A 25,007-nucleotide genomic window follows, 5' to 3' on the forward strand; every position below is an offset into this window, starting at 1 on the left:
CTAAAAAAATGTTAGTAAAATATTAGTGAAAAATAGCTATAAAATTCATAGGATTTAAGTAAGTAACCTAATAAGTGGAAAGTACAATGAGATTATAAGTAAGAATGGCTTGAAGAGGTGGCGGAAAAATGAGTCTGACAGGCAGGTACGGGGTACTAGTAGTGAGTATGTCCGAACAAACTCAGGAGGTCATTGCGACCATATTGAAGCAGGATGAACAGCTTGTACTGACAGGAGTTGTAGCACACGGCAGTGCTGCATTGGCTTGTATGCTACGTGATAAGCCGGATATAGTCCTTATCGATATGGACTTACCGGATTTGTTAGGACTTACGGCACTTCAGCTCATTATGGACCATAGTCCTATTCCTGTGATCATGCTGAGTACACATACATCAGAAGGCTCGGTTCAAACGATTCAAGCGATGCGTTTTGGCGCAGTCGATTATTTCCATAAAGAGATGTTAATTTCGGGCTTGAAAGGCGAAGGGGTCATTACCTATTTCCTGGAACGATGTAAGGTGGCTATTCAAAATGGGGTCAAAGGCGTGTATCCGGCAGCTGCACATGTAGATGGCTACCTGGACTATTCAAAGACTGGCGCTCCGTTGATCCATAGTGCTTTGTTGCAGAGACGGATGGATATTGAGTTTCACTTGCGCAAGGCGATCCCTAAGCAGGAATTTAAGCTTGTCTATCAACCCGTTGTTGATATCACAACGAGCTGTGTTGTCGGGTTGGAATGCCTGATCCGGTGGGATAATCCCTATTTCGGCGATGTTCCTCCATCGGAATTCATAACGATTGCAGAAGAAAGTGGGCTTATTCACGAGATAGGAGAGTGGGTCTTGCGAGAAGGTTGCAAACAGAACCAGAAATGGCAGATGGCAGGCCTTCCCCCGATGTTCGTGGCCGTAAATTTATCTCGCAAGCAGTTCAATGATTGTCGGCTTAGCATGACCATTGCAGCGATTCTGGAGGAAACAGGCTTAGATCCCAAGTACTTAGAGCTGGAAATTACAGAGAGCTTGAGTGTTGATGCTAGACTGGCAGCGGATATGCTAGGGAAGTTGAAGAAGCTAGGTTTGCGCATTGCGATGGATGATTTCGGTACAGGCTATAGCTCACTGGGTTATCTGCGTGACCTCCCTGTAGACAAAATGAAAATAGATAAATCCTTTATTAAAGGATTACAGCACGGGCAAGTGAACGCAGTTATTGTGAGTACGATGCTTTCCATGGCGAAGCAATTGAATCTGTCCGTTGTGGCGGAAGGTGTTGAAACGGAAGAAGAGCTGCAGGTACTGCGCGAGTATGGCTGTCGTTTCGTTCAAGGGTATTACTACAGCAAACCTGTCGAAGTTGGATATATTGAAGAAATGTTGTTTCAACTAGCCTAAGTGAAATGATAGAATGATAAAGGAATAGATAAGTGGGGATTCTCACTAGAGTCAGAAACGGGTTGGTGATTGTTCTGTTACGTGATTTGATTATCAATTTTGCGTTAATAACCGTCTTTGTCGTATTTGTTGAACACTTCTTTCTCCTCATGAAGCTTGATCAGAGGCCAACCTGGTTAAATAAAGTCTACATAGGATTGGCGCACGGTGCGCTTGTGGTCGTCTTGATGAATTTCAGTATTCAAATGGCGCCACAGGTGAGTCTGAATTTCCGCGGTGTCGGTTTACTGCTAGCTGCCTATATGGGAGGCATGCTTTCGTTATTCATTTCTTTTGCTTGTTTGTGGATAGGTAGATTCATCGTGGAAGGTACGATTTCTTTGCCGCTTTTGCTCATCGGCCTTGCAGCGATTACGGGAACGGGTATCATCTTTACTAAAGCAAAAGCCTATTGGATGAAATGGTTATATGCTTCCACGTTCTTTTTTGTCTTTTATTATGCGTTGGTGTGGATGGTATATGGGACGTCACTCGATGTGATATGGAAATATATCAGCTATCAATTGATCTGCGTCTTTGTAATTGCTTGTTTCTTGCGATATTTGGTTCGTAATCGGGAGTATAAGCAGCAGATTCGGCAAGTTGAAGAAGAGTTGATTGATATGCTTCGCTTTCAACCAGGCTTTACCTTTAAGCTCCATAAGCATCGCGATGAATACGTTTACATCGTGATCGAAGGACAGCTTCTGCAAATGTTAGGTTTACAGCCACGTCAATTTATTGGTAAAAAAATAGATGAAGTGAATGTATTCAATGATGAACCCTTTATCGTTCGGATCAAGGGCTATTATGAGAAAGCATGGCAGGGTGAACGCGTCAATTACGAGTATGACTATAATGGCTTTACGATCCTAGTAAGTTTACAGCCCATTTATAAAAATGGTTATGTGACAGAGTTGATTGGCTCGGCTTGCGATGTCACGGAGCATCGGGCTGCATTAATTAAAGCAAAGGCTAGGGACGAGCAGTATCGGACCTTAGTAGAAAACTCAGAAGATTTTATCTTTCGATTTCGACTCGATGGCACGATAGCCTCCTCCAACAGTAAGATGTATCTTACCTTCCAGATGAATTCGGACCAAGTGAAAGGAAAGCTGTTAACGGAATTGATCCAGATGGACGAACCGGAGACGTGGGAAATGGCCTTCGAGCAAACCATTCTGGAGCGGAAAACGCAACAATTTGGCATTCACCTCCTGCATCCGGATGGGTCCGAACATGCTTATAATGTCACGTTTTCCCCCCTATTTACGGATGGGGACAAGGAGATTGATGGTGTAACGGGAACAGTTCACGATATCACGGATCTGAAGAAGCGGGAAGAAGCGGATCAATCCAATAGGGCCAAAAGTCAGTTCCTAGCTCGGATGAGCCATGAAATACGGACGCCGCTGAACGGGATCATCGGTTTGTCACTGCTTTTACAACGAACAGAGTTATCAACGATCCAACAGGATTATTTGAGCAAAATTGATTCATCCTCTAATGTTCTGCTTGCTACGATTAACGATATTCTTGATTTCTCAAAGCTTGAAGCGGGTAAAATGGCACTAGAAACGTTAGATTTCTCATTAGAGGAGTCGATCCAAAAGGTAGCTGATCTTGCGAGTGTTTCGCTTGGAAAGAAGCGAATTGAGATTATGCTCGATACGTCAGAGGACCTTCCCGATATTGTCAGTGGCGATCCGTTTCGTTTGGAGCAGGTGCTCATTAATCTTACGAATAATGCGATTAAGTTTACCAAGAGAGGCTATTTGAGGTTGAAGGTCGCGTTGGAGGCAACATCAGCTGAGGGTTACTTACTCTCGTTCGCCATGGAGGATACGGGCATTGGAATTTCCAAGGAGCAGCTCTCGAAGCTCTTCGTTCCGTTCTCGCAAGCTGATACCTCTATGAGTCGGCGATATGGGGGGACAGGCTTAGGTCTTGTTATTTGCCAACATTTGGTTCAGTCGATGGGCGGTGTCTTGCAGGTGGAGTCTACCATTGGCCATGGGAGCCGATTCTATTTCAGCCTAATGCTTGGGAAAGCGGGGACGGATGCACGAGCGAAGCCTAGTGCGTTGGATACGAAGCTTAATTCCAATCAGAATCAGCGTATTCGGATTGCCGAGGATCACCCCCTTGTTGCCGAGCATATAGGCGAATTACTTAGAAGTATGCACGTTCGGATAGATAGCGTTACAACGACGTCGGAATTAGTGGCAGGGTTAGAAGAGGATGCATGGGATGCTTCACCAGTGGACTATGTTCTCCTTGATATGCAAATGGAGGAGCTCCAGTATCAAGATGGGTTAGAGCGTGTGATGGCGCCGATCGATCGCTCACGCACGAAGGTCATCGCTTATACAACACTCGACGGCAGGGAGCAGATGTCAGAGCTGCCAGAGGTCTTGCAGGCCGATGCTGTGCTTGTGAAGCCAGTTAGCAGAGCTAAACTGAAGGAAGCCATTGAAGGGTTAGCTCAGCAGGAGATACGATCCGTTGCAGAAGAACCAACTCAGATGGCGCATCCGGAGAAGAAACAGGTCGCTGCGTCCAAAGGGAACATTCTCGTGGTAGAGGACAATGAAATCAATCAACTTGTGATTTCTGAGCTATTGAAGCAGCTAGGCTATCACGCAGTGATCGCACAGAATGGCCTTGAAGCATTAGAGGTGGCGGACAAAGAGGCATTTAAGCTGATTCTCATGGACGTTCATATGCCAGAGATGGATGGCTATGAGGCTACTCAGAAGCTAAGGCAGCGCAAAAACTTGAATCTTGTCCCTATCGTCGCGCTGACCGCGAATATGCTGATGCAAGATCGTATGCAGCTTTTGAAGCTGGGAATGAATGATCTGCTCATTAAGCCGATTACAGAACGGCAGCTAACAGACATGTTGGGGAAATGGGATATGTTGAGCTGGTTAAACCAGTATCCAGGTGTCGGTGTGGAGCAATTGATGCGAAATATCGATCATAAGCTGCATATTTTCCAATATATGATGGAGAAATTCAAGCTGGATTATCATAATTTCAATGACCAATTGACACCGTTTATTATCGGCGGTGAGCTGGTCGCGGTTAAAAGGAAAATCCACACGCTGAAAGGGATTGCTGTGAATTTCTACGCGGATGCGCTGGTGGCAGAGGTGCTCGCCATGGAGAAAGAGCTGGAGAAAGGCATCGATCACCAGGAAGTCATACCTATTTTGAAACGAATTCAGCACGAGATCGACGGAATTCTGGGACAGCACAGCGCAACTGTGGCTATAAGTGAGGTTTACTGAGAAAGCGATTGAGGATGAAGGCATCATATAGAAAGGCCTGATGTTGACGTTGATACCGGGTGAGCCGGTCGACGCTGCATCAGGCCTCTTTATTTTCTTAATAAGAGCTACGCGGGACCGGCGACGTAGGTTAATCCATAGGATAACCAGACGAAGTGATACACGTTGACGGCCGCATAAACAAGGACGGTGAGGGTTAGGCAAGGCTGTACCCATAATTTCTGACGAATATAGGGATAGATGAGCATTAAAGCGACTGGGAATATCAGCTTCACGAGATAGTAAGCGATAATATGCCATTCGTATAGATGGCGGATGAACGGATTTGCCTCTTGGATGAAAGCTAGCTGCAGGCCGATGTCGGTAAATAGTGCGTCGAAAAAGCAGAGAATGAGCAGCAAAACCAGCAATTTGCTCTTAAAGAAGAATCGAAAAACAAGCATACGGTTCCTCGCTTTCCGTGGCTTAATTCGGATAAGTGTCTGATACATAATGTATCATGTTGGAGCTAGTTTGTCCAGAAATGATACAGTCACAGTGTCATTGTCAGATCACTGAAAAGATAAAGAGCTTACCTCATCATTCATTGATGGGATAAGCTCTTTAAGTGTGTGACTTAGAATACTTTGGTCGTCCAGGACTCACAGTTCCAAGTTTCTGTCACGACATCGCGATAGAAGTCAGGTTCGTGGGAGATCAGGATGATGCTGCCTTTGTAAGCGCGCAACGCACGTTTCAGCTCTTCCTTGGCATCGACGTCCAAATGGTTCGTCGGCTCATCGAGTACGAGCAGGTTGGTTTCGCGATTGATCAGCTTGCATAAGCGAACCTTCGCTTTTTCGCCACCGCTGAGCACGACAATCTTGCTCTCGATATGCTTCGTCGTTAGTCCACAACGAGCTAGCGCCGCGCGCACCTCGAATTGATTAAGCGAAGGGAACTCGTTCCACACTTCATCAATACATGTATTGTTGTTGGATTCCTTAACTTCCTGTTGGAAGTAGCCAACTTGCTGGTTTTCACCCTTATGCACCGAACCTGACAACGCAGGGATTTCGCCTAAAATACTGCGAAGCAACGTCGTCTTACCGATACCATTGGCACCGACGAGTGCAATTTTTTGCCCGCGTTCCATACGCAGATTAAGCGGACGGGATAAAGGTGTATCGTAACCGATAACCAGATCTGTGGCTTCAAAAATGAGCTTACCTGCCGTACGTCCTTCTTTGAAGTTGAACTGTGGCTTCGGTTTTTCTTTGGCAAGCTCAATGACTTCCATCTTGTCTAGCTTCTTCTGTCTGGACATCGCCATATTACGTGTTGCCACGCTCGCTTTGTTCCGTTGAACGAAGTCTTTCAACTCCGAAATTTCCTGCTGTTGGCGCTTGTACGCGGACTCCAGCTGGGATTTTCTCATTTCGTGAACTTCTAGGAAATGGTCGTAGTCGCCGACGTAGCGGTTCAAGGCTTGATTTTCCATATGGTATATCAAGTTGATAACGCTGTTCAGGAACGGTATGTCATGGGAAATGAGGATGAAGGCATTCTCGTACTCATTCAGATAGCGTTTCAACCATTCGATATGCTGCTCATCCAAATAGTTCGTAGGCTCATCGAGGAGCAGGATGTCTGGCTTTTCCAAAAGAAGCTTAGCAAGCAAGACCTTCGTACGCTGTCCGCCGCTCAAATCATTTACGTCTTTATCTAAGCCGATATCTGTCAGACCCAGACCGCGGGCCGTTTCTTCGATTTTGGCATCGATCATGTAGAAATCTTGATTCGTTAGTGTATCTTGAATCGTTCCTACATCCTCGAGCAGGCGTTCCAGCTCTTCAGGCGTAACGTCACCCATACGACCGTACATATCGTTCATTTCTTGCTCCATATCGAATAGATACTGAAAAGCACCCTTCAACACGTCGCGCATCGTCATTCCTTTGCTCAGCACCGCGTGCTGATCCAGGTAACCAACGCGCATGCGCTTGGACCATTCAACTTTTCCATCGTCCGGTTGGAGCTTTCCGGTAATGATGTTCATGAAGGTGGATTTCCCCTCACCGTTTGCGCCAATAAGTCCGATGTGCTCGCCTTTCAACAGGCGGAAGGATACATCGTTGAAGATCGCGCGATCCCCAAATCCGTGACTAAGTCGTTCTACGTTTAATATGCTCATGAATGACACCTTTTCTATTGAACTTTTTTTCTTCTTACATTTTATTATAAACGATAGGAAGCAAACAACTCCCCCAGGTGAATAAAAAAAGGAAATTAAGCTTCATCCATCAGGATATGCCCATAACCTGGCTCTATTTCAACGAAGCCCGCCATATGGCGCATGTGGCAGGTGATGGGTTTATTTTGACCCATCAGGATGATATTCTGCAGATCGCGGCGTCCCTCGGAGGGGAGAGCGAATGCTTTAACGTAGTTAAATACTTCGCTAAGTGTCGTGTGAATGGCGGCGAGAAGCGGGTCGTGCTCACCTTTCCCCATTAAATTCAGAAGAATGGCGCCTGCGGCGTCGAGCTTTGTTCGGGCCATTTGGAAAAAGGTTAATGACGTTAACGGAAGGGGTGTGCCCTTCTCAGTAAAAGCATCGACAAGAATATAATCGTAAGTATGTGGAGGTTCATTGCCCAGAAGTTGTCTGCCGTCGCCGATATGTACATTATTCTGGTTGTAGCCGAAGTAGCGCCTACTCAGGCTTACGACATGCTCGTCCAGCTCCGCAACGGTGAATCGTTTCTCTAGGAGGTGGGATGCGATCGTACCGATGCCGTGACCGATGAGGAACACACGTTCAAAGCTTGGGGCGTTCACCGTCATGAGATGAATCATGGCTCTCGGGTATTCGAAAAGAATGCGATCCGGATGCGTTAAATCCATGGCACCTTGCATGGCCTGATTGGAAAACTCCAAGACGCGGAAGCTCCCTTTCTCGCCTGAAAAGGTATCTGTGTCATAAATAGAGATGTCATGGTGGTCGGTTTGTTCCTTGTATAGCACGTTCAACGATCGTATCTCCTTCGATAATGAGTATGTGGACAGTATACCATAGCCTAGCAAACTACATCTCTAGACCGAGATGAGGTTAAAGCTTGGGTCTGATGAGTGGGGGGAGCTTGCAGCTCTATAATAGATGTAACATACGTGGTTTACGGGCTTGTGAAGTCAATCTCATAGCAGGTTATAAGGAGGTTCTTATGACGGATCAATTCCCAGCAGGAACAACGGAAACAATCCTGAAGAACGGCGGCGCTACGAACGGACTGATGTCGGATCTGCTGCTGCGGATCAAAACCGTCTTTGTTGAGAGCTTCCAGCATATATTCGCGATTGGCGTTGGATTTGGGGTTGTGGCGTTTATCACTTGTTTCTTCATGAAGCGCGAGGTGTTGTCTTCGAGCCAGGAAGACGCGAGTGCGGGCGTAAGTGTGAGTAGTGTTAGTTGAGAAAGGGGCTGCTGAGTGCAGTTCCTTTTTGGTTTTTCTTGTTATTTGTAAATGAGCACCAGAGTGGTTGTGTTCGATTGGGATGAAGTTGTGTTCAATTCTCTCATTTTCTTGGTGGGAGGGCTCTTCTATACTGAATGTATATGAAATTACTTTTAGAAAAGGGTGAGCCCCAATATGCGTACACAACCTACGATAAATTCCAGTAAGCAGGCTCAAAAGCGGTTCGCCGCCTTCAATTGGAAGGGCCGCTGGGAATCGCCTGTAGCAGGATATTTGTTCATCTCCCCATGGCTGCTTGGTTTCTTGCTCTTAACCTTATGGCCGATGATCCGGTCGGTTTATTATTCCTTTACCAAGTTTACTTTGCTGGACGCTCCCGAATGGGTGGGCTTTAGAAACTATGAACGCATCTTCACTGATGACGAAACGTTCAGACAGTCTCTCTCTGTCACGCTGATGTTCGTTGTCATCTCCGTTCCACTGAAGCTGATAAGCGCCTTGTTAGTCGCGATGCTGCTCAATAAGAACATAAAGGGAATCTCCATCTACCGTACATTTATTTATTTGCCATCTCTGATCGGAAGCAGTATTGCGGTCGCAGTTCTATGGAAAAACATTTTCGGAATCGACGGCTTTATCAATAAATTTTTAAACATTTTCGGAGTGGAAGGGATCAGTTGGATAAGCAGTCCTGGTACGGCTCTGGGTACTTTAATTATTTTGGTGGCGTGGCAGTTCGGCTCTTCGATGGTCATTTTCCTTGCAGGGCTAAAGCAAATTCCATCGGAGCTGTATGAGGCTTCCTCGGTCGATGGCGCTTCGAAGCTAAGACAATTTTTTAACATTACGCTGCCAATGCTTTCCCCGGTGCTGCTGTTCAATCTGGTCCTGCAGACGATTGGCTCATTCCAAATGTTTACGCAGGCATTCATCATTACAAAAGGCGGTCCAATCAACTCCACGTATATGTATGCCCTGTATTTGTACGAAAGGGCCTTCGCCCGCTATGATATGGGATATGCTTCGGCATTGGCCTGGATTCTGCTTGTTATTATCGGCATCGCTACTGCTCTGATCTTCGCATCGTCCCGTTACTGGGTATTCTATGAGACTGAAGGAGGCCGTAAGAAATGACAATAACGCAACGCCGGACCCTCGGCTCCCATATCTTCTTGGCTATATTCAGTATCCTTATGGTCTATCCCATCCTGTGGTGGGTTGGAGCGGCATTCAAATCCAATGATGAGATGAGCTCGCCTAATTTGTTCCCGAATGTGTGGCTGTGGAGCAACTTCTCCGATGGCTGGGTCGCTCTGCCGAAATATACGTTCACACACTTCTATATCAACTCTTTCGAACTTACATTGGGCGTGCTGATTACATCCGTGTTTTCCTGCAGTCTTGTCGCATTCGGCTTTGCCCGTCTTGATTTTCCGCTCAAAAATGTCTGGTTCTCCATCCTGATGGTCACGTTGATGCTGCCTAGTCAGGTGACGTTGGTTCCGCAGTATATTATGTTCAATACATTCGGCTGGATTAATACGTATCTGCCGTTCTATGTCCCGCATGCACTAGCTGGCGGTATCGGTGGACCGTTCTTTATTTTCCTGCTTATTCAGTTCATTCGGGGGATTCCAAAGGATCTGGATGAATCGGCTAAAATGGATGGCTGCAGTTGGTTCGGCATTTACTGGCGCATTATCCTGCCACTAACCAAGCCTGCACTTGTTACAGTAGCGATCTACTGCTTCTTATGGAATTGGGACGATTTCTTCGGTCACCTATTGTATATCAACTCGGTGGATAAATATACGGTTGGACTTGCACTCAAATTGTTTGTAGACAGTCAGTCTGCCTTACCTTGGGGTCAACTGCTCGCGATGTCACTCGTATCGGTTGTTCCTTCGTTAATTATCTTCTTTATGGCTCAGCGTCATTTTGTAGACGGCATTGCGTCCGGTGCAGTGAAGGGGTAAAATTTGGAGAGTTATGTGAAAAGCTGCGGTTTTGCGCAGCTTTTTTGCCTTTATGATTACCGCCAAAAAGGAGGGACTTGATGAACTTATTTAAACGCGTGCGGATTGACCGTTTGTTTTTCGGAAGCTTCGCTTCTTTCCTGTCGATCTTGCTACTCGTCTTTACATGGATTAGCTACAGTACGACGTCCAGGGAACTGGCGAATACGTCATCTTACTACCAGCAAGATATGCTCAATGAGTTGAATAAGCAGATAGATATCCAACTGAAATCAATCGAGCAGATGTCGCTTGCTGCATCTCGAAATATGAATACGGTTGGCTATGATCCCTTTGAAAAGGATCCGTTCGAGTTATTCCATCGGAGGGACGATATGCTGCGGATGCTGGCTAGCATCACTTACAGCACAACGATGGTGCAGTCCATTTACTTATACATAGATAATCCTACGAAGACCGATCCACAGGCACCAGTACAAATTCTCGATATGATGCATGTTCGGGAGGAACCCTGGTATCCGGAGATTGAGAATTCAGACTTCACCTGGGTTGGGGAGCGTACGCTCCCAACGAATAAGGGGCCGCAACGGTTTATCAGCTTCGCCCGCAAGCTATATAACAACTCGGACAAATATTATGGGCTGCTGATGCTCAACGTGAAGGCGTCAGCAATCGAGGGCCTCGTCCGAGGGGAATCTGCAGGTAAGGAGAAGAACCGGCTGCTTTTGGATGCCAGTGGCAGGACGATCGCCACAATTGGAAAGCCGACATTAAGTGAAGATGATCTTGGGCTGATCAGCAGCAAGGAAAGCTCTTCGAATTATATACACCTTCCGGTTAAACAAGGTCAAGGTGAGGGGGCTCTACTCGTTTGGAGCAAGGTGCGATCGGACTGGATGCTGATTGAAGTTACTCCTTGGAAAGATATTGTACACGGCAGTATCCGCTTGGCTTATATTTTAGTCTCCGTCGGTCTGACAGCCATTTGCATCACCGCCTTCTTCACACTGTTTCTGTCAAAGCAATTCACGAAGCCGATTCGTTTGCTGCTTGCGCGAATGGGACGTGTGCCGGCGACAGGGGCTGCAATGGATCTGCCTACCGACTATGAGAACGAGTTCGGGAGTTTATTCAACGGCTACCGCAGGCAGATGGAGCGGATTGAAGAGCTGCTGCAATCGCTGCAATCACAGCATAAGCGTAAGCGAGAAGCGGAAATATTGGCGCTGCAGGCAATGATTAATCCCCATTTTTTATACAATACTTTAGATCAGCTGAACTGGATTGCGATTGATTCCGGACAAGAGAAAATCTCTACAATCGTCTCGCTGATGGGTAAAATGTTCCGAATCGGCCTTTCCAATGGAGAGACGGTCATTCCGATTCGGGATGAGCTGACGCATGTGGAGTGCTACCTGCAAATTCAAAAAATTCGTTGGGGAGAACGGCTCACATACAGCATTGATACCGAGGAAGAGCTGAAGGATTTGTATATTTCGCGTTTGACAATACAGCCCTTTGTGGAGAATGCGTTCATTCATGGATTTCATGGCAGGAGGGCTGGCGAAGTTCACATTGCCCTTAAGCGTAAGGAAACCGATTTGGAAATTATCATTAGCGATAATGGCGTAGGACTGAAGCCGGATTGGGATATACCAAAGCCACGCAAAACCGGAGGCTATGGTGTCAGGAATGTCATGGACCGCATCGCTGCCTATTTCGGGGAGCCTTACGGAGTCACTATGCGAGGGAGAAAGGAGGGCGGAACGGAAGTGGTCCTGCTGCTCCCTGTTCTGCACAATAAAACGGAATTGGAGGAGGCATTTCATGTGGAGAGTACTTATTATTGATGATGATTTTCAAGTGCTGGAAGGGATGAAGAAGTCCATCCCCTGGGAGCGGCTGGAGGCGGAATGGGTAGGAGAAGCGATGGATGGGCAGGAGGGGCTCCTGAAAGTCAAGGAAACGAGCCCCGACATCATCATTACCGACATCTATATGCCCGTGATGAATGGACTCGAGATGATCGAACAGCTGAAGCAGGTGGGATTTGCGGGGGAAATCGTTATTCTCAGCGGTTATTCCGATTTTCAGTATGCGCGTCAAGCGCTGCGACTGCAGGTAAGCGATTACTTGTCGAAGCCGGTCACGATGGATGAGCTGGGTGGTGTGCTGGAGCGGGTTATCCGAGAGCTGGAGACCAAGGAATTGGCGAAGCTGGAGCAGGAGGAGACGAGACGCAGGTTGATGATGTACGAGCCCTTCGTGCAGAAGGAATGGCTAAAGTCTGTCGTCACGGGTACGTTGGGTCGAGCCATGGCGGAGGAAAGCATGGAGCCCATCGACGAGAAATCGTGGCTAAGGCAGAAACATCTCATCATGGGCATCGAGCTGATGGGGACAATCCGTGTCTCCAATCTAACCTTAACAGATTGGAGCTTGTTCCGATTCGCACTGGCCAACATCATCTGTGAAGTGCTAGAGCGGGATTGGCCGCAATCAGAGTTCATCGAGCTGCATAGCCATCATGCTGCTATCGTATTTCACATTCCTTTAGAGCAATCGGATGCAGAGGCCCAAGCGAGTATAAGGCGTATTGGAGAGTATATCACGGCATGTACCCAGACCTATTTGAAGCTAAGTATCCGTATCGGAATTGGCAGCGTACAGGCGGACTGGAGACAGCTCTCCAACTCAACGGAAGAGGCATTCCTAGATCTACTGCAGCAAACGCTGACCGAAGATCAGGGGACTCGCCTGTCTATCCCGGATGGGGCAGAGCCTGAATTCACGATACGACCCATCAAGTTTTATCAGGAGCTGGCCGAGGCTATCGTGTACGCCAAGAAAGAGGAGACGCTCGCGATTGTGGATGCCTACTTGGCGCAGCTCCGCCAGATGTCTTCCGTTTCGCCGGCGTATCTACAATACTTATGCTCAGAGCTATGGACGATTCTCGCCTATTCGTTATACAGCACCGGCGTAGTACTCGACGACCTGTTCCCCGGTTTGCCGGCAAGCCAGGAAATTTCTAAGATCTCAACGATCGAAGAGCTCCGGGATTGGCTCGAGAACAAAATCTCCGGTATCTCCTCACAACGTGGATGGAGTGAACACTCCAAGCATAAGGAAGCCATCGATTTCATGATTCAGTATGCGCATGAGCGTTATGCAGAGGATATCGCTTTGGAGGATTTATCCAAACAGCTATATCTAACCCGCAATTATTTGAACCGGATGTTCAAGAAAGCGACAGGGGAAACCTTCACGAACTATCTGATCCGTGTAAGGCTGGAGAAAGCCAAAGTACTGCTGGCAGAAGGCAAGCACATGATTTACGAGATAGCAGAAATGGTAGGCTACAAAAATGTGGCTTACTTCAGCTCCATTTTCAAAAAGCATTACGGTATGAATCCCAGCGAGCTCGGAAAAAAATAGGTTGTGCTCGATTGTGGTAGAAATGTGTTCATTACCCTTATTTTGATTGTGTTCTTCCATTAATATAATGAAGCTAGAAGCGCTGCTGAATGAATGGAGCTGCTACGGTGCCTTCGTTCCTTTTATCGGAAAGGCTTTGACACATGGACCTGGGAAGGGGTTTAATAGAACGATGAACAAGCAGATAAAAAGATGGGGTTTACTGACCGTTACAGCACTTACAGCTGTAAGCCTGGCCGCTTGTGGTGCCGAAACCAAAACGAACGAAGCTGCAAAACCGAGCAGCGGTGCAGCAGCAACAACAGCAGCAGCGAGCGATAAGCCGGTGAAGCTGCGTATTGTATGGTGGGGCTCACAAGCCAGACACGATGCGACCTTGAAGGCACTTGATGCTTACACGAAGAAACATCCGAACGTAACGTTTGAACCAGAATTTTCTGGCTTTGATGGCTATGCGGATAAGTTAGCCACCCAAGCTGCGGCGAAGAATGCGCCTGATGTGATCCAGATGGACCCAGCTTGGCTAGCCGAGTATAGCGGCAGAAACCAGCTCGTGGACCTGTCCAAAGGTATCAATGTTGCGGATATTGATAAATCTCTAGTCGATTCCGGTAAATATAAAGATAAGTTGTATGCGATTCCACTAGGAAATAACGCTACGGGCATGCTATTCAACAAGAATGCGGTGGACAAGCTCGGCATCACACCTCCGGCCAATGGCTGGACATGGGATCAATATTTCCAATTCGGCAGAGATGCGAAAGCGAAGCTAGAGAAAGATAAATATGCATTAATGGATGCGACGAGTGATTACACCGTTTATTCTTCCTACCAAATCAGCCAAGGCAAAGGCTACCCGGTAACCGTAGACGGCAAATTTAATTTGGACAAAGATACGTACATTACGTACGCGAAGAAATATGCGGACCTTCGAAAAGAAGGCGTTGTTCCTCCTCCGGACGTTGCAACGACAGATAAAGAATCCGATGCGAAGATGGATTTGATGAACAACGATACGGTCTTGATTAAACGCAGCTTCGCGGCCTTGTTGCCTGGCTTTGATGGTGTGAAACCGGGAGCTTATAAGTTTGTTACGCAGCCTAAAGGCGCTCAAGCCAGCGGCTTTCTGAAGCCGTCCATGTTCTGGTCCATCAGTGCGGACTCCAAGAACATCGAAGCATCCAAAGCATTTATCGACTGGTTTGTGAACGATACGGAAGCAGCAGATATTTTGACGACAACGCGAGGCGTACCCGTTTCCAAAAAGGTTCTCGATTACTTGACACCGAAGCTAACTCCTGCAGATAAACAGCAAATCGAGCTGATCAAGAATGTTGCTCCGGATGCGCAACCATTTAATCCTGGCGCTAAAGGCTGGAGTAACTACACAGCGAAGGATTTTAAGGATATTGGTGAGAAAGTGATGTTCGGCAAAATTACACCGGAAGCGGCGTACGATGAATTGGTGAAGAAAGCAAAGGATTACCAATAGGTTGATTAGCGATTAATTATAAACTCAAGCCGTCGAGATTTTCTCGACAGCTTGAGTTTTCTCGTTGAAAAAGCTAATTCTGAGCGCCCTCGTGAGGATTGGGTGATACCGAATGATATCGTGTATAATCAATGGGAGAATCACATCATTGCGAGGAATAGGTGAATAGATATGATGGGGAAAGCGGTACTTCGGCAACTGGGCAGCTCAACGTTGGCATTGTCGCCACTAGGGCTAGGCTGCTGGCAATTCAGTAATGGTCAGGGGATGGTCGGCAAGTTTTGGCCGGTGCTGAAGAAAGACGATGTGCGCAGCATTGTTCAAACCAGTCTCAAGGGCGGGATCAATTGGTTTGATACAGCGGAAGTCTACGGACAAGGTCAATCCGAGCAAATGCTGGCAGAAGCGCTGCGCGAAGCAGGTCCTTTGGCTGACGGAGCGCATATCGCAACGAAGTGGTGGCCTTTCTTGCGTACAGCGAGCAGCATTACCGGGACCATCGATGAGCGTCTTCGCTTACTCGAGAATCGGACGATTGATCTGCATCAGGTGCATCAGCCTTTCTCCTTCTCATCGGTACGGGCGGAGATGAACGCAATGGCTGAACTGGTGAAGATGGGGAAAATCAAGAACGTGGGTGTCAGTAATTTTTCTGCTGATAAAATGCGTGAAGCCGACCGTGTCCTGCGGGAGCAAGGACTTCGCTTAATTTCTAACCAAGTCAAATACAGCTTGCTGGATCGCCGCATCGAGCACAATGGCATCATGGCCGCCGCGCAGGAGCTTGGCATCGCCATTATTGCGTATTCGCCGTTGGAGCAAGGCATATTAAGCGGCAAATTCCACAAGAACCCCTCGCTCGTTAAAGCGATCAAGGGTCCGCGTAAATTCACGTCTGCTTTCCGCAATGCAGGGCTGCAGAAGTCGAAGCCGCTAATCGATAAGCTTGAAGAGCTCGCTCAGGTGTATGATGCATCTCCAACGCAGATTGCGCTGAACTGGCTAATCCATGCGCATGGGGAGACGGTGTTCGCCATTCCCGGCGCATCGAAAACGCACCATGCCGAGGAAAATGTGAAAGCGATGCAGTTCACGCTGACGGATGAAGAATTGAAGCAGATCAGCGATGTTTCGAACAGGGTGCTGAAGTCATAAACGATCGGCAATAAGCCGTCATGTAAATGTAACATGGCTGAAATCTGAATTTCAGGTAGATTTAAGGAAACGAGCCTATACTAAATCTCGACCCCCTTTTAAATATAAACCTTAGACCTGCGGCCCGTTGCTGTGGGTCTCTTTTTTTGTTATAGGTGTAGAACCCCTGTCTATGTCACCTTTCGCCCATGCTCAACTTTTCGGTATTCCTTCGGCACGATGCCCTTACTTTCACGGAAAATCCGCGAAAAGGTTTTGTACGAGCCATAGCCGACTTCCAATGCGATCTCCGTGACACTCATGTCGGTGGAGACCAGCAGGCTGCAGGCATGACGCAGGCGCAGATCGTGCAAGAAGTGAACGAAGGTTTGACCTGTCGTTTGCTTAATCACTTCGCTGATACGTGACACGCTCATCGTGAAGCGAGCTGCGAGATCAGACAACGCCAAATCTTCTTGATAATTCCGATGGATATAATGAATAATCGGCCACACGGTATGGCTGGCTTTTTTGGCAGTCGAGCTCGCCGCAGCAGCTGCTTCCTGTCCAGCATGCTGAAACCGATGCCGATCAAACCGGATCAAGATTTCCTTTAATCTGGCCTTCAACAGGGTTTGTCTGTACCGTTCATCCCCGCGATACTCTTTGTACATATCCTCAATTAACGCAGCCATTAGAAGCTGCTCGGCCCCCTCGAACTGCACATAAGCAGGCAGATCATTAGCATCATTAAATAAATCAGACAACCCCTGATCATTCCCAGGCTCCATGAGGAGGTCCATACTGAACATCCCGTTGAAAAGCACTAATTTTTGACCGGGATCCGTAAAAATCTCATGCACCTGATAAGGCAGCACAAAGGTAAACGTGCCAGGCGCCATCACATGCTTCACATCATTTATCGTTTCAGCGCCGAGACCTTCCATCACATAGGAGAACTCTAAAAAATCATGGCGATGTGCTCGAAAACCATGCTCTATGGTATTTTGACTAAGGTGAAAAGGGAATGAAGAATGCATGTTAGGATACGTTTTCAGATAATCTGGAAAATACGTCATGATCGATCAGGGCTCCTTCGAAAAAATGGGACGTTTTCCGAATATACGGTACGACTTCTTATGGAACTTATTTTATCATAAAAGCAGGGTCAACAGCGTGTACTTATGAGGAGGAACGAATCGTGGAAAGCGTTAACAAAATTAGAATTGGCATTATTGGTGCAGGCAATATTGGCGGGGTTCATATTCGGGAGTTTTCGAAGCTGGCGGATCAATGCGAAATCACGGCGATCACAGATGCTTACTTACCTTTGGCTGAAGCGAAAGCACAAGAGTACGGGATTGCCCACGTGGCAGCTACGCCGGAGGAGCTTATTCAAAGCACGAATGTCGATGCCGTCATTATCGGCGTACCGAATCAATACCATGCCTCCCTTGCTGTACAAGCGATTGAAGCGGGCAAACACGTACTTATCGAGAAGCCAATGGGCATTAACGCTGCAGCGGCTAAACAAATATATGAAGCAAGCCAAAAGACGAACACGATCGTCATGATCGGTCACCAAATGCGCTGGGAATCCGTTCCTATGCAAATTAAAGAGCAGGTTGAAGCTGGTGAGTTAGGCAAAATTTATACAGCAAAAACGGGCTGGTTCCGTCGCAAAGGCATTCCAGGTTGGGGCACATGGTTCACGAAAATGGACGAGTCAGGTGGCGGTCCTTTGATCGATATCGGCGTTCATATGTTGGATCTTGCGCTCTATTTGATGGGGAATCCGAAACCGGTATCTGTTGTTGGTGCAACGTATGCGGAATTCGGCCCGCGCCGCAAAGGGATTGGCACATGGGGCAAGCCGAACTGGAACGGAACGTACGACGTAGAGGATTTGGCAACTGCACTGATTCGTATGGAGGATGGCAGCACGTTGACGTTGGAAGTGAGTTGGGCGGTTCATATGGATACAGACAATACACCATTCGTGCACCTCATGGGCTCGGATGGCGGAGCAAGCTACAAGGGGCCTACAGGTAAATTGTTGACTGAGAAATTCAACCGTGCGATCGAGACTGAGTTGAAAAAGCCTGAGAATGATGAAGGTGAGCGCCAACGCCTCAGCCAACATTTCCTAGCTTGTATTCGTGAAGGTAAGCAACCGATCACATCGGCGCTTTCTGGTTATACGAACAATTTGATTTTGGATGCGATCTATGAATCTTCGCGTACAGGTAGTGAGGTTAAGCTGAACTGGAATTAACTCAAGGCTGACAGTAAGACAGGCAACAGAGAGGCCAAGAACAGCCATAAGAGCAAGCAGAGAATAGCCAAAGAACTGGCAACCATTTGGAGGATGATCCGATGCTTAGAGGATTAACAAGAGCAGGGCTTGGTAAAATCGAGAGCAATGAGCAATTCATAGAGTTAGCGGCAAAATATGGCTTCCAAGCGGTCGACATCGACGCTTTGAGTCTTGTAGAGACGCACACCGTCGCTGGTGCGCGGGAGTTATTAGCGAGTCGCGGCCTCGTCGTCGGTTCCATCGGTTTGCCCGTGGAATGGCGTTCCACGGAGGAGGTGTTCCGCGAGGGGCTGCCGAAGCTGGCCCAAGCCGCGGAAGCGGCAGCAGCGCTCGGCTGCACGAGCTGCTGCACGTATGTGCTGCCCTCGACGGACCTCGGAGCAGCGCACTTCATGGCGCTCGCGACGCGCAGATTGCGCACGTGCGCCCAAATCCTAGGCGCCTACGGCATCCGACTAGGGCTGGAGTTCGTCGGTCCGCATCATTTGCGGACGCGATGGAAGCATCCGTTCATCTGGACGATTGATGAAACGCTGGATTGGATCGATGCGATCGGCGAGCGCAACGTGGGCTTGCTGTTCGATTCGTACCACTGGTACACGAACGGTGGGACCGTCGCGGATATCGAGAAGCTCCGCGTCGATCAGATCGTGCATGTGCACATCAACGATGCGCCGGACGTGCCGGTAGAGGAAGCACTCGACAACGGACGTGTGTACCCGGGCGAGGGCGTTATTGATTTGGCAGGCTTCCTGCAAGGACTGCAGCGGATTGGCTATACCGGCTCTGTGGCGCAGGAGATCCTGACGGCCGAAGCGCCGACAGATTCTCCAGAGAGCCTGGTGGAGCGGTCCAAAGCTGGCTTCGACAAGGTCTATGCCGCGGCGGGGCTGTAATAGTGTGTTTGAGCGAGCGAATCTTTCGGGATTCGCTTTTTTTAGTTTCTAGGGGTACTCGGCCGCCCCCGGACCTCGAACCCGGAACCGGAACCCCGAACATACAATTAACTGGATTTTCTCCCGCTATTTCTCGGAAAAACCAAGCGTTGAGTCGAATAACTGGATTTCCTCCAGTTATTTTTATTGTTTTTCAGTTCCCATGCCAAAACGCCAGAAAATAGCTGTAGTAAATCCATCTAATCGGAGACTCTCGGTGAATCCGCCGAAATTAGCTGTAGTTTTTCCAGCTAAAGGCGCCACTACCAGCCAGAAGCTGCACTCCACGACGCTTCACCACACCATCCACTTCCCCTTCGACAAAAATTCCTACAATTCGTCCCTAAAGTGTGACAAACTTCTCACGGAAACTCGGGTACGATTTTAAAAAAGCGAAAAGGAGATAAGATCATGCAAATTAAGAATAAACAGGACATCAGCTTGATTTTGGACAACTTTTCAAACTTCGCAGAGTGGGATGCAGCAGGGAAGAAGCTTTACCTTGTTTTTGCTGATAAAAAACGTGGAGGTCAATGGACCTTAATGAGTTATGAAGGTGAACGCTTCAGTGTGCATGGCGTAGGGAAAGATTACGAGGACGCGGAAGAATTGTTCTTCGAGGAGCGTAATCAGGTTCTCTCCTTCCTGTGGGACAACCGTGCTGCGCTCAAAACAGCTGTCGAAGCAAGCCAAGTCGTTTCCGCTTAGAAACCGATGTGAAGCAGCTCGTAATTGGACAAGCTCCTCTCGGAGCAGTCCCCCAAAACAAACAACAGCCTGCGAAACCACCAACTACAATGTGGTGGCTTCGCAGGCTGTTTGCTTTTCAGCTTAACGCCCTACGTACTAGGCGGCAAGCCTTCTTTCTGCTTATCCCGGTACTGACCCGGCGTGAGTCCTTCCTGTTTGCGGAAGGAGCGGATGAAATTCTGCGAGTTGTTGTAGCGCAGCTTCGAGGAGATATCCTTGATCGGCATATCGGTTTCGGAAAGCCATTTTTTCGCCATATTGAAGCGATAGTTCGATAAGTAGTCACTGAAGGAGCAGTTCGTTTCCTTGCGGAAAATGCTGCTCAAATAGTTGGCATTATAATGCAAGCGAGAGGCACATTCCTCGAGCGTCAGGTCCGTGTCGTAATAATGCTGAACGAGATCGATGATTTTCTCGGAAATGTTGTGGTACTGCGCATCCTGCCGGTCGCGGTAAATACGGATCAGCGGATAGATGACCTCTGTCCAGAACCAGTCCTCGATCTCGGCTGTAGTATGCAGGCCGAGCACTTCTTCGAACAATGAGCCTTTGTTCGGATGAATCTGATTCAAGGCGATGCCGGATTCCTGCATCATCATGAGCAGGTTGTTAAGCAGCCGAGCCAACGGAATCTGATACTCCTGCGGGGAGAGCTGCGCTGCGAAGACGGCATGCAGCAGCTGCTTCAGCAGCTCGCGGGATTTATCCTTTTCAGCTAGCTTGATGCTGTCAATGAGTTCGTTCTCCAGAGGCTTCGGATAGTTCAAATTCAAGTAATGCTTCCCTGAGTTGATATTCTCATACTGAATGATGATACCCTCGCCGAGCTTGATGCGATGCTTCAAGGCTTCTAGCCCTTCTTTGTAGGCCAGTGACATCTGGGTGAAGGCATGAATCGGGAGGGAGATCCCGATCGAGATATGCAGCTTCAGGAAGTTATAAATATGCTGCTGGACCTGCTCGGTTAGGCCGTACACCATCGTGCGAAAATCACTATCAACCGAGTCCGCGCTTCCGATCAAAGTAACGATAGTCTGATCAATGAGGATCGGCGCTAAGCGCTGTTCCGAAGGGATGAGCTCCTCCATCATGTTGTGTACGGCGAAGAGCAGCAATTCCATATCCTTTTTCTCATAGCGGGTATGGTCGATGGCGTCGATTTGGATCGTGATGACCGACATCGTTTTCCAAGAGGTGATATGTTCGGTGTAACCGAATTGTGCTAGCTTTTCTACCAACTCAGCGGGCTTAATATGTCCTTGGAAAGCCTTGATCAGGAAGAAGGTGCGAACTTGTCCGATATGCTGATGGACTTCTTTTTCGAGCTGCGATTTTGATTGGAACAACGTATGCACATGCTCACTGATCATCTGGAACTCATTTGCTTTGCGTTTCTGATTCCCGCTCACCAAGCCCCCGATTTGATTCAGGAGAAGCTGAATAGGTGAGTACATTTTACGCGAAACCAGCCATGCAAGCAGCAACGCCAGAATTAACATCAGGACGCAAATGTAGATGGTGTAGGTTCCGATTTTGCTTGATTCCTTTGTTAAGCTGTCGATCGAGGTCAAGGATAAATAAGTCCAATTGTTCAAGTTCGAACGCAGGTAGGTGACGGAATACGGTTTGTCGTGAATGCTGGCACGGAACTGTCCGCTCGCTTCTTCTTCAAGCGGTGTCAGGTCGGATAGACCGGCGGCCGTGATTGATTTTCCAATCAGACCAGGGTCCCGATTCATTACAATTCGCTTCTGTTCATCCATGATGACAATGTCATCGGGGTGTTCCGTATCACTTTGAATCATATCCTGCAGGGAACAGGCAGGGATATTAGCTAAAGCGAGACCGAATTTATCGAGTCCAGTGGTCGGCAGCTTTTTAACAAGCGAAATACTATAGTCACAGGTCACACTCCGGGCATTCTCTTCGGTGTAAAACCACTCGGAAGGATTTAGGGTCCAAGTGCTATTATCTTGTGCGTTCATCAGTGAGATCAATTTATCGGCAAACGGATAGTTGTCAAATTTATAGAGCCCTGAATTTTTGATCATCCAGTTCTGTTTGGCATTAATCAGGAGAACATCTTCCAGTCTCGTGTCAAAAGATTGCATATATCGAATTTCGCTTCGTAAATCATCGTACATCATGAAATCGGTTACAGTCAGGGGCATTTCCATGGCCTTTTTGAGAACGGTGGAATTGATGACCTGATTTAGTGTATGGTTGACAGTGGTTAATTTCTGCTCTACATTGGAGTTAATTTGGGTGATTAACTGCATTTTTCCTTCGTTGACATTTTTTTGGATCTCACTGGATGACGTTACGAAGGCGAAAGCACCGATAAAGATCACAGGCAGCGTACTCAGCAGGAAGCTGAATATCGTCATTTTACTAAGAAAACTTAAAGAGCGCATCGCATCCAACACCTTATCTATTCGAAGAATCATTCGTCAGACTATCTATGTATTGTAGTCAAGAGTACGGTTCAGATCAATAATCATCTGCAAATGAGATAATCATTATCTCATATTTGCCGTTGAAACACAGCTGTTGCAAGGGGGAGCTAGCATGAGAAGTGGTTTGAGGGGCCAGTGGTTCAAATGGGCAGGACGAGTGAGTATACTACTAATTATCCTTATGTTGATGAGTGCTTGTCAGAGCGACAACACACCAAAAGAAAAAGATGACAAAGGCGCCAGACCTGTTATTTCTATCATGGCACCTCTTCATTTTCCACATCCGCCGATACCTGAGCTTGTCCAAGAGATTGAGAATTTGACGCAAACGAAGCTGGAATTGAATTGGGTTCCAGATGGCATTTATACAGATAAAATGAATACGGCCCTTACAACAAACTCGTTGAAAAAGGCGACTTATGTTAAATACACAGACTATATGCTGATGAAAAATTCGATTCGTTCCGGCGCATTCTGGGATATTGGGCCCTATTTGGCGGCATATCCGAATTTGAAAAAGCTAAATAAAGAGATTTTGGGACAGGCGGCTGTGGATGGCAAAATCTATGGCTTATACACCGAGCGTCCTTCTTCTCGGCAGGGTATTATTATTCGTGAGGATTGGCTGAACAAGTTGAAGCTGAAAAAGCCAACGAATTTAAATGAGCTTTATGAGGTTCTGAAAGCTTTCACTTACGGTGATCCTGATGGTGACGGTAAGGATGATACGATAGGGCTGACAGACCGTAATGACTTGGTATTCGGTTCGTTCAAGACGGTCAGCTCCTATTTTGGAGCACCGAATAATTGGGGTATGTCGGGAGGCAAGCTCGTACCGGAGTTTGAAACACAGGCGTATGTAGATGCGATGAATTTCATGAAGAAGCTGTATGAGGAGAAGCTAATTAACTCTGATTTTGCCGTGACGAGCAAAGAAGTGCAGCGGGATAAGCTGATTCGTGGAACAGCTGGCGTGTATATTGGAAGTATGCAGGATGTGCAGCGTCTGTCCGATGAGGTGCAGTTAGTGAATCCTGAGGCAAGACTGACGTTGGTGAACCATATTGAAGGGCCGCAAGGGTTTCATATTTGGTCCATTCCTAATTATAGTGCTTTATATTTGTTTTCTAAAAAGGCAATTCGGACCGAGGCGGAACTCAAGCAGATGCTGCAGTTTTTCGATCGGACGATGGATAAGGATGTCGCCAATCTGATGAAGTATGGCTTGGAGGGACGGCATTATACGGCCAAAAATGGGCAAATTCAGCTCTCCGAAGAGACGTCGAAGATTCGCGTCAATGAGGTTAACGCGCTGTATGCGCTGATGATCGCAGATCTGAACAACCCGAACGTCATTCCCGTTGTGGAAAGTGAATCTTTGTCTCAGCTGGCGGATACGCTTAGCTTGGATAATGAGAAATATGTCGTCAAGGATCCGACATTAGGTCTGGAGTCCAAGACCTACGACGAACGAGGCGTCGAGCTGTACAAAATCATCTCCGACGCGACGTACAATTACATCCTAGGCAAGCTGGATAAAGCGGCATTCCAACAAGAGATTGAGCGTTGGAAGCGCGGCGGCGGGAATCAGATGATAACGGAGTATAATGAGGCGTTTGCGAAGAAGGGGTAGTCGTCAATTACCTGTATATCGGGGCACGCTGCGGGGGACTGGATAACTGGATAACTGGATTTTCTACAGCTAATTTCGGCAGATTTCAATCAAATGCTCAATTAGATGGAAAAGAGGTAGTTATTTTGAGCTACTTATGGGCAATCGGGTATATTGGCTCAGATTAGCTGTAGGAAATCCATCTAAATGGGAACTAGGGCGCATTAGGGTGAAATTTGATGGCGTTTTTCCAGTTAATCAGTGGCGCGACACTTAGGTGAGCGGTCTGACATAGATAGTTTCAGTTGCGTGACACGAAGCTAGGAGGTTAGACATGAATGGTTTCTTCGGCTTTTTCATTCTAGTCGTCATTCTTCTGCTATTTTTTCGATTCTTTTACCGGAGGAAATGGGAAGAAAGAAGCAAAGATGAGCGTAATAATTATAGGGCATTGGTCGTGGTTGGCCTGATTTCACTCATGACCGGGATTATATTTACATATCTAGAATAATCCAAAGGTTAGAAATGGCCGTTTAAGTGCAATTCGCACTTAGACGGTCTTTTTTGCACCTAAAGACACAATCCGCGTCGATCAAGGCTTCCTCAATAATCATCTCCTCGCCCGATAATCATCATCTCACATCCCGCGTCAGACGTGGGTTATATGAGTAAATGATTGTTTCGGTACCTAGTTACAAGCGTGTAATGTG

19 protein-coding genes are annotated in these 25,007 nt (G+C 47.4%); 14 read left to right on the plus strand and 5 right to left on the minus strand.

Annotated elements, in window-relative coordinates; genetic code table 11:
• The first annotated feature begins 128 nt into the window (after nt 1-128).
• Together AC58QG_RS34180 and AC58QG_RS34185 are read left to right on the plus strand one after the other, a co-directional pair.
• Nucleotides 129-1,400 carry an EAL domain-containing protein gene (locus tag AC58QG_RS34180; protein ID WP_497366464.1) on the plus strand — a complete coding sequence of 424 codons (1,272 nt, stop codon included), beginning with the start codon at nt 129-131 and terminating at the stop codon, nt 1,398-1,400.
• Nucleotides 1,401-1,465: 65 nt separating this feature from the next.
• Nucleotides 1,466-4,732, plus strand: coding sequence for a response regulator (locus AC58QG_RS34185; protein WP_497366465.1), 3,267 nt, complete (start codon nt 1,466-1,468; stop codon nt 4,730-4,732).
• A gap of 107 nt (nt 4,733-4,839) precedes the next feature.
• Here the strand turns inward: AC58QG_RS34185 and AC58QG_RS34190 are convergent, their stop codons facing one another.
• The 3 genes from AC58QG_RS34190 to AC58QG_RS34200 all read right to left on the minus strand — a co-directional run bounded on the left by AC58QG_RS34190 (nt 4,840) and on the right by AC58QG_RS34200 (nt 7,744).
• Nucleotides 4,840-5,175: a DUF5658 family protein gene (locus AC58QG_RS34190; RefSeq protein ID WP_497366466.1), complete on the minus strand. Its 336-nt coding sequence runs from the start codon at nt 5,173-5,175 to the stop codon at nt 4,840-4,842.
• Between the two features lie 173 nt (nt 5,176-5,348).
• Nucleotides 5,349-6,905, minus strand: coding sequence for an ABC-F family ATP-binding cassette domain-containing protein (locus AC58QG_RS34195; RefSeq protein ID WP_497366467.1), 1,557 nt, complete (start codon nt 6,903-6,905; stop codon nt 5,349-5,351).
• A 95-nt stretch (nt 6,906-7,000) separates the two neighbouring features.
• The gene (locus AC58QG_RS34200) at nt 7,001-7,744 is read right to left on the minus strand and encodes a spermidine synthase (RefSeq protein ID WP_497366468.1); all 744 of its coding nucleotides are present in this window, start codon (nt 7,742-7,744) and stop codon (nt 7,001-7,003) included.
• 191 nt (nt 7,745-7,935) lie between these two features.
• On the opposite strand from AC58QG_RS34200, the gene AC58QG_RS34205 reads away from it, so the two are divergent.
• The 7 genes from AC58QG_RS34205 to AC58QG_RS34235 all read left to right on the plus strand — a co-directional run bounded on the left by AC58QG_RS34205 (nt 7,936) and on the right by AC58QG_RS34235 (nt 16,248).
• Nucleotides 7,936-8,184: a hypothetical protein gene (locus AC58QG_RS34205; RefSeq protein WP_497366469.1), complete on the plus strand. Its 249-nt coding sequence runs from the start codon at nt 7,936-7,938 to the stop codon at nt 8,182-8,184.
• A gap of 177 nt (nt 8,185-8,361) precedes the next feature.
• Nucleotides 8,362-9,321 (plus strand): carbohydrate ABC transporter permease, encoded by a 960-nt coding sequence (locus tag AC58QG_RS34210; protein ID WP_497366470.1) that lies wholly within the window; start codon nt 8,362-8,364, stop codon nt 9,319-9,321.
• Entirely contained in the window at nt 9,318-10,163 is an 846-nt protein-coding gene (locus AC58QG_RS34215; RefSeq protein ID WP_497366471.1) for a carbohydrate ABC transporter permease, read from the plus strand. The genes AC58QG_RS34210 and AC58QG_RS34215 overlap by 4 nt, the downstream gene beginning before the upstream one ends.
• Before the next feature lie 80 nt (nt 10,164-10,243).
• Entirely contained in the window at nt 10,244-12,013 is a 1,770-nt protein-coding gene (locus AC58QG_RS34220; RefSeq protein WP_497366472.1) for a sensor histidine kinase, read from the plus strand.
• Nucleotides 11,991-13,601, plus strand: coding sequence for a response regulator transcription factor (locus AC58QG_RS34225; RefSeq protein ID WP_497366473.1), 1,611 nt, complete (start codon nt 11,991-11,993; stop codon nt 13,599-13,601). The genes AC58QG_RS34220 and AC58QG_RS34225 overlap by 23 nt, the downstream gene beginning before the upstream one ends.
• Before the next feature lie 172 nt (nt 13,602-13,773).
• On the plus strand, nt 13,774-15,093 hold the full coding sequence (locus AC58QG_RS34230; protein ID WP_497366474.1) for an ABC transporter substrate-binding protein: 1,320 nt from the start codon (nt 13,774-13,776) through the stop codon (nt 15,091-15,093).
• A gap of 171 nt (nt 15,094-15,264) precedes the next feature.
• Nucleotides 15,265-16,248 (plus strand): aldo/keto reductase, encoded by a 984-nt coding sequence (locus AC58QG_RS34235; RefSeq protein WP_497366475.1) that lies wholly within the window; start codon nt 15,265-15,267, stop codon nt 16,246-16,248.
• 170 nt (nt 16,249-16,418) lie between these two features.
• Here AC58QG_RS34235 and AC58QG_RS34240 read toward each other — a convergent pair whose 3' ends face one another.
• Nucleotides 16,419-17,306, minus strand: coding sequence for a helix-turn-helix domain-containing protein (locus AC58QG_RS34240; RefSeq protein WP_497366476.1), 888 nt, complete (start codon nt 17,304-17,306; stop codon nt 16,419-16,421).
• Nucleotides 17,307-17,428: 122 nt separating this feature from the next.
• On the opposite strand from AC58QG_RS34240, the gene AC58QG_RS34245 reads away from it, so the two are divergent.
• From AC58QG_RS34245 to AC58QG_RS34255, 3 genes are all read left to right on the plus strand, one after another.
• Nucleotides 17,429-18,502: a Gfo/Idh/MocA family protein gene (locus AC58QG_RS34245; protein WP_497366477.1), complete on the plus strand. Its 1,074-nt coding sequence runs from the start codon at nt 17,429-17,431 to the stop codon at nt 18,500-18,502.
• Nucleotides 18,503-18,603: 101 nt separating this feature from the next.
• Nucleotides 18,604-19,440 carry a sugar phosphate isomerase/epimerase family protein gene (locus AC58QG_RS34250; protein ID WP_497366478.1) on the plus strand — a complete coding sequence of 279 codons (837 nt, stop codon included), beginning with the start codon at nt 18,604-18,606 and terminating at the stop codon, nt 19,438-19,440.
• A gap of 450 nt (nt 19,441-19,890) precedes the next feature.
• Complete coding sequence (locus AC58QG_RS34255) at nt 19,891-20,187, plus strand: hypothetical protein (protein WP_497366479.1); 297 nt, start codon at nt 19,891-19,893, stop codon at nt 20,185-20,187.
• 131 nt (nt 20,188-20,318) lie between these two features.
• Here AC58QG_RS34255 and AC58QG_RS34260 read toward each other — a convergent pair whose 3' ends face one another.
• The gene (locus tag AC58QG_RS34260) at nt 20,319-22,676 is read right to left on the minus strand and encodes a helix-turn-helix domain-containing protein (protein WP_497366480.1); all 2,358 of its coding nucleotides are present in this window, start codon (nt 22,674-22,676) and stop codon (nt 20,319-20,321) included.
• Between the two features lie 121 nt (nt 22,677-22,797).
• Between AC58QG_RS34260 and AC58QG_RS34265 the strand changes: the two genes are divergently transcribed.
• Both AC58QG_RS34265 and AC58QG_RS34270 read left to right on the plus strand, forming a co-directional pair.
• The gene (locus tag AC58QG_RS34265; protein ID WP_497366481.1) at nt 22,798-24,318 is read left to right on the plus strand and encodes an extracellular solute-binding protein; all 1,521 of its coding nucleotides are present in this window, start codon (nt 22,798-22,800) and stop codon (nt 24,316-24,318) included.
• Between the two features lie 313 nt (nt 24,319-24,631).
• Nucleotides 24,632-24,808 carry a hypothetical protein gene (locus AC58QG_RS34270; protein ID WP_497366482.1) on the plus strand — a complete coding sequence of 59 codons (177 nt, stop codon included), beginning with the start codon at nt 24,632-24,634 and terminating at the stop codon, nt 24,806-24,808.
• The last annotated feature ends 199 nt before the right edge of the window (nt 24,809-25,007 follow it).

This window comes from Paenibacillus sp. J22P169 (genome assembly GCF_059691995.1).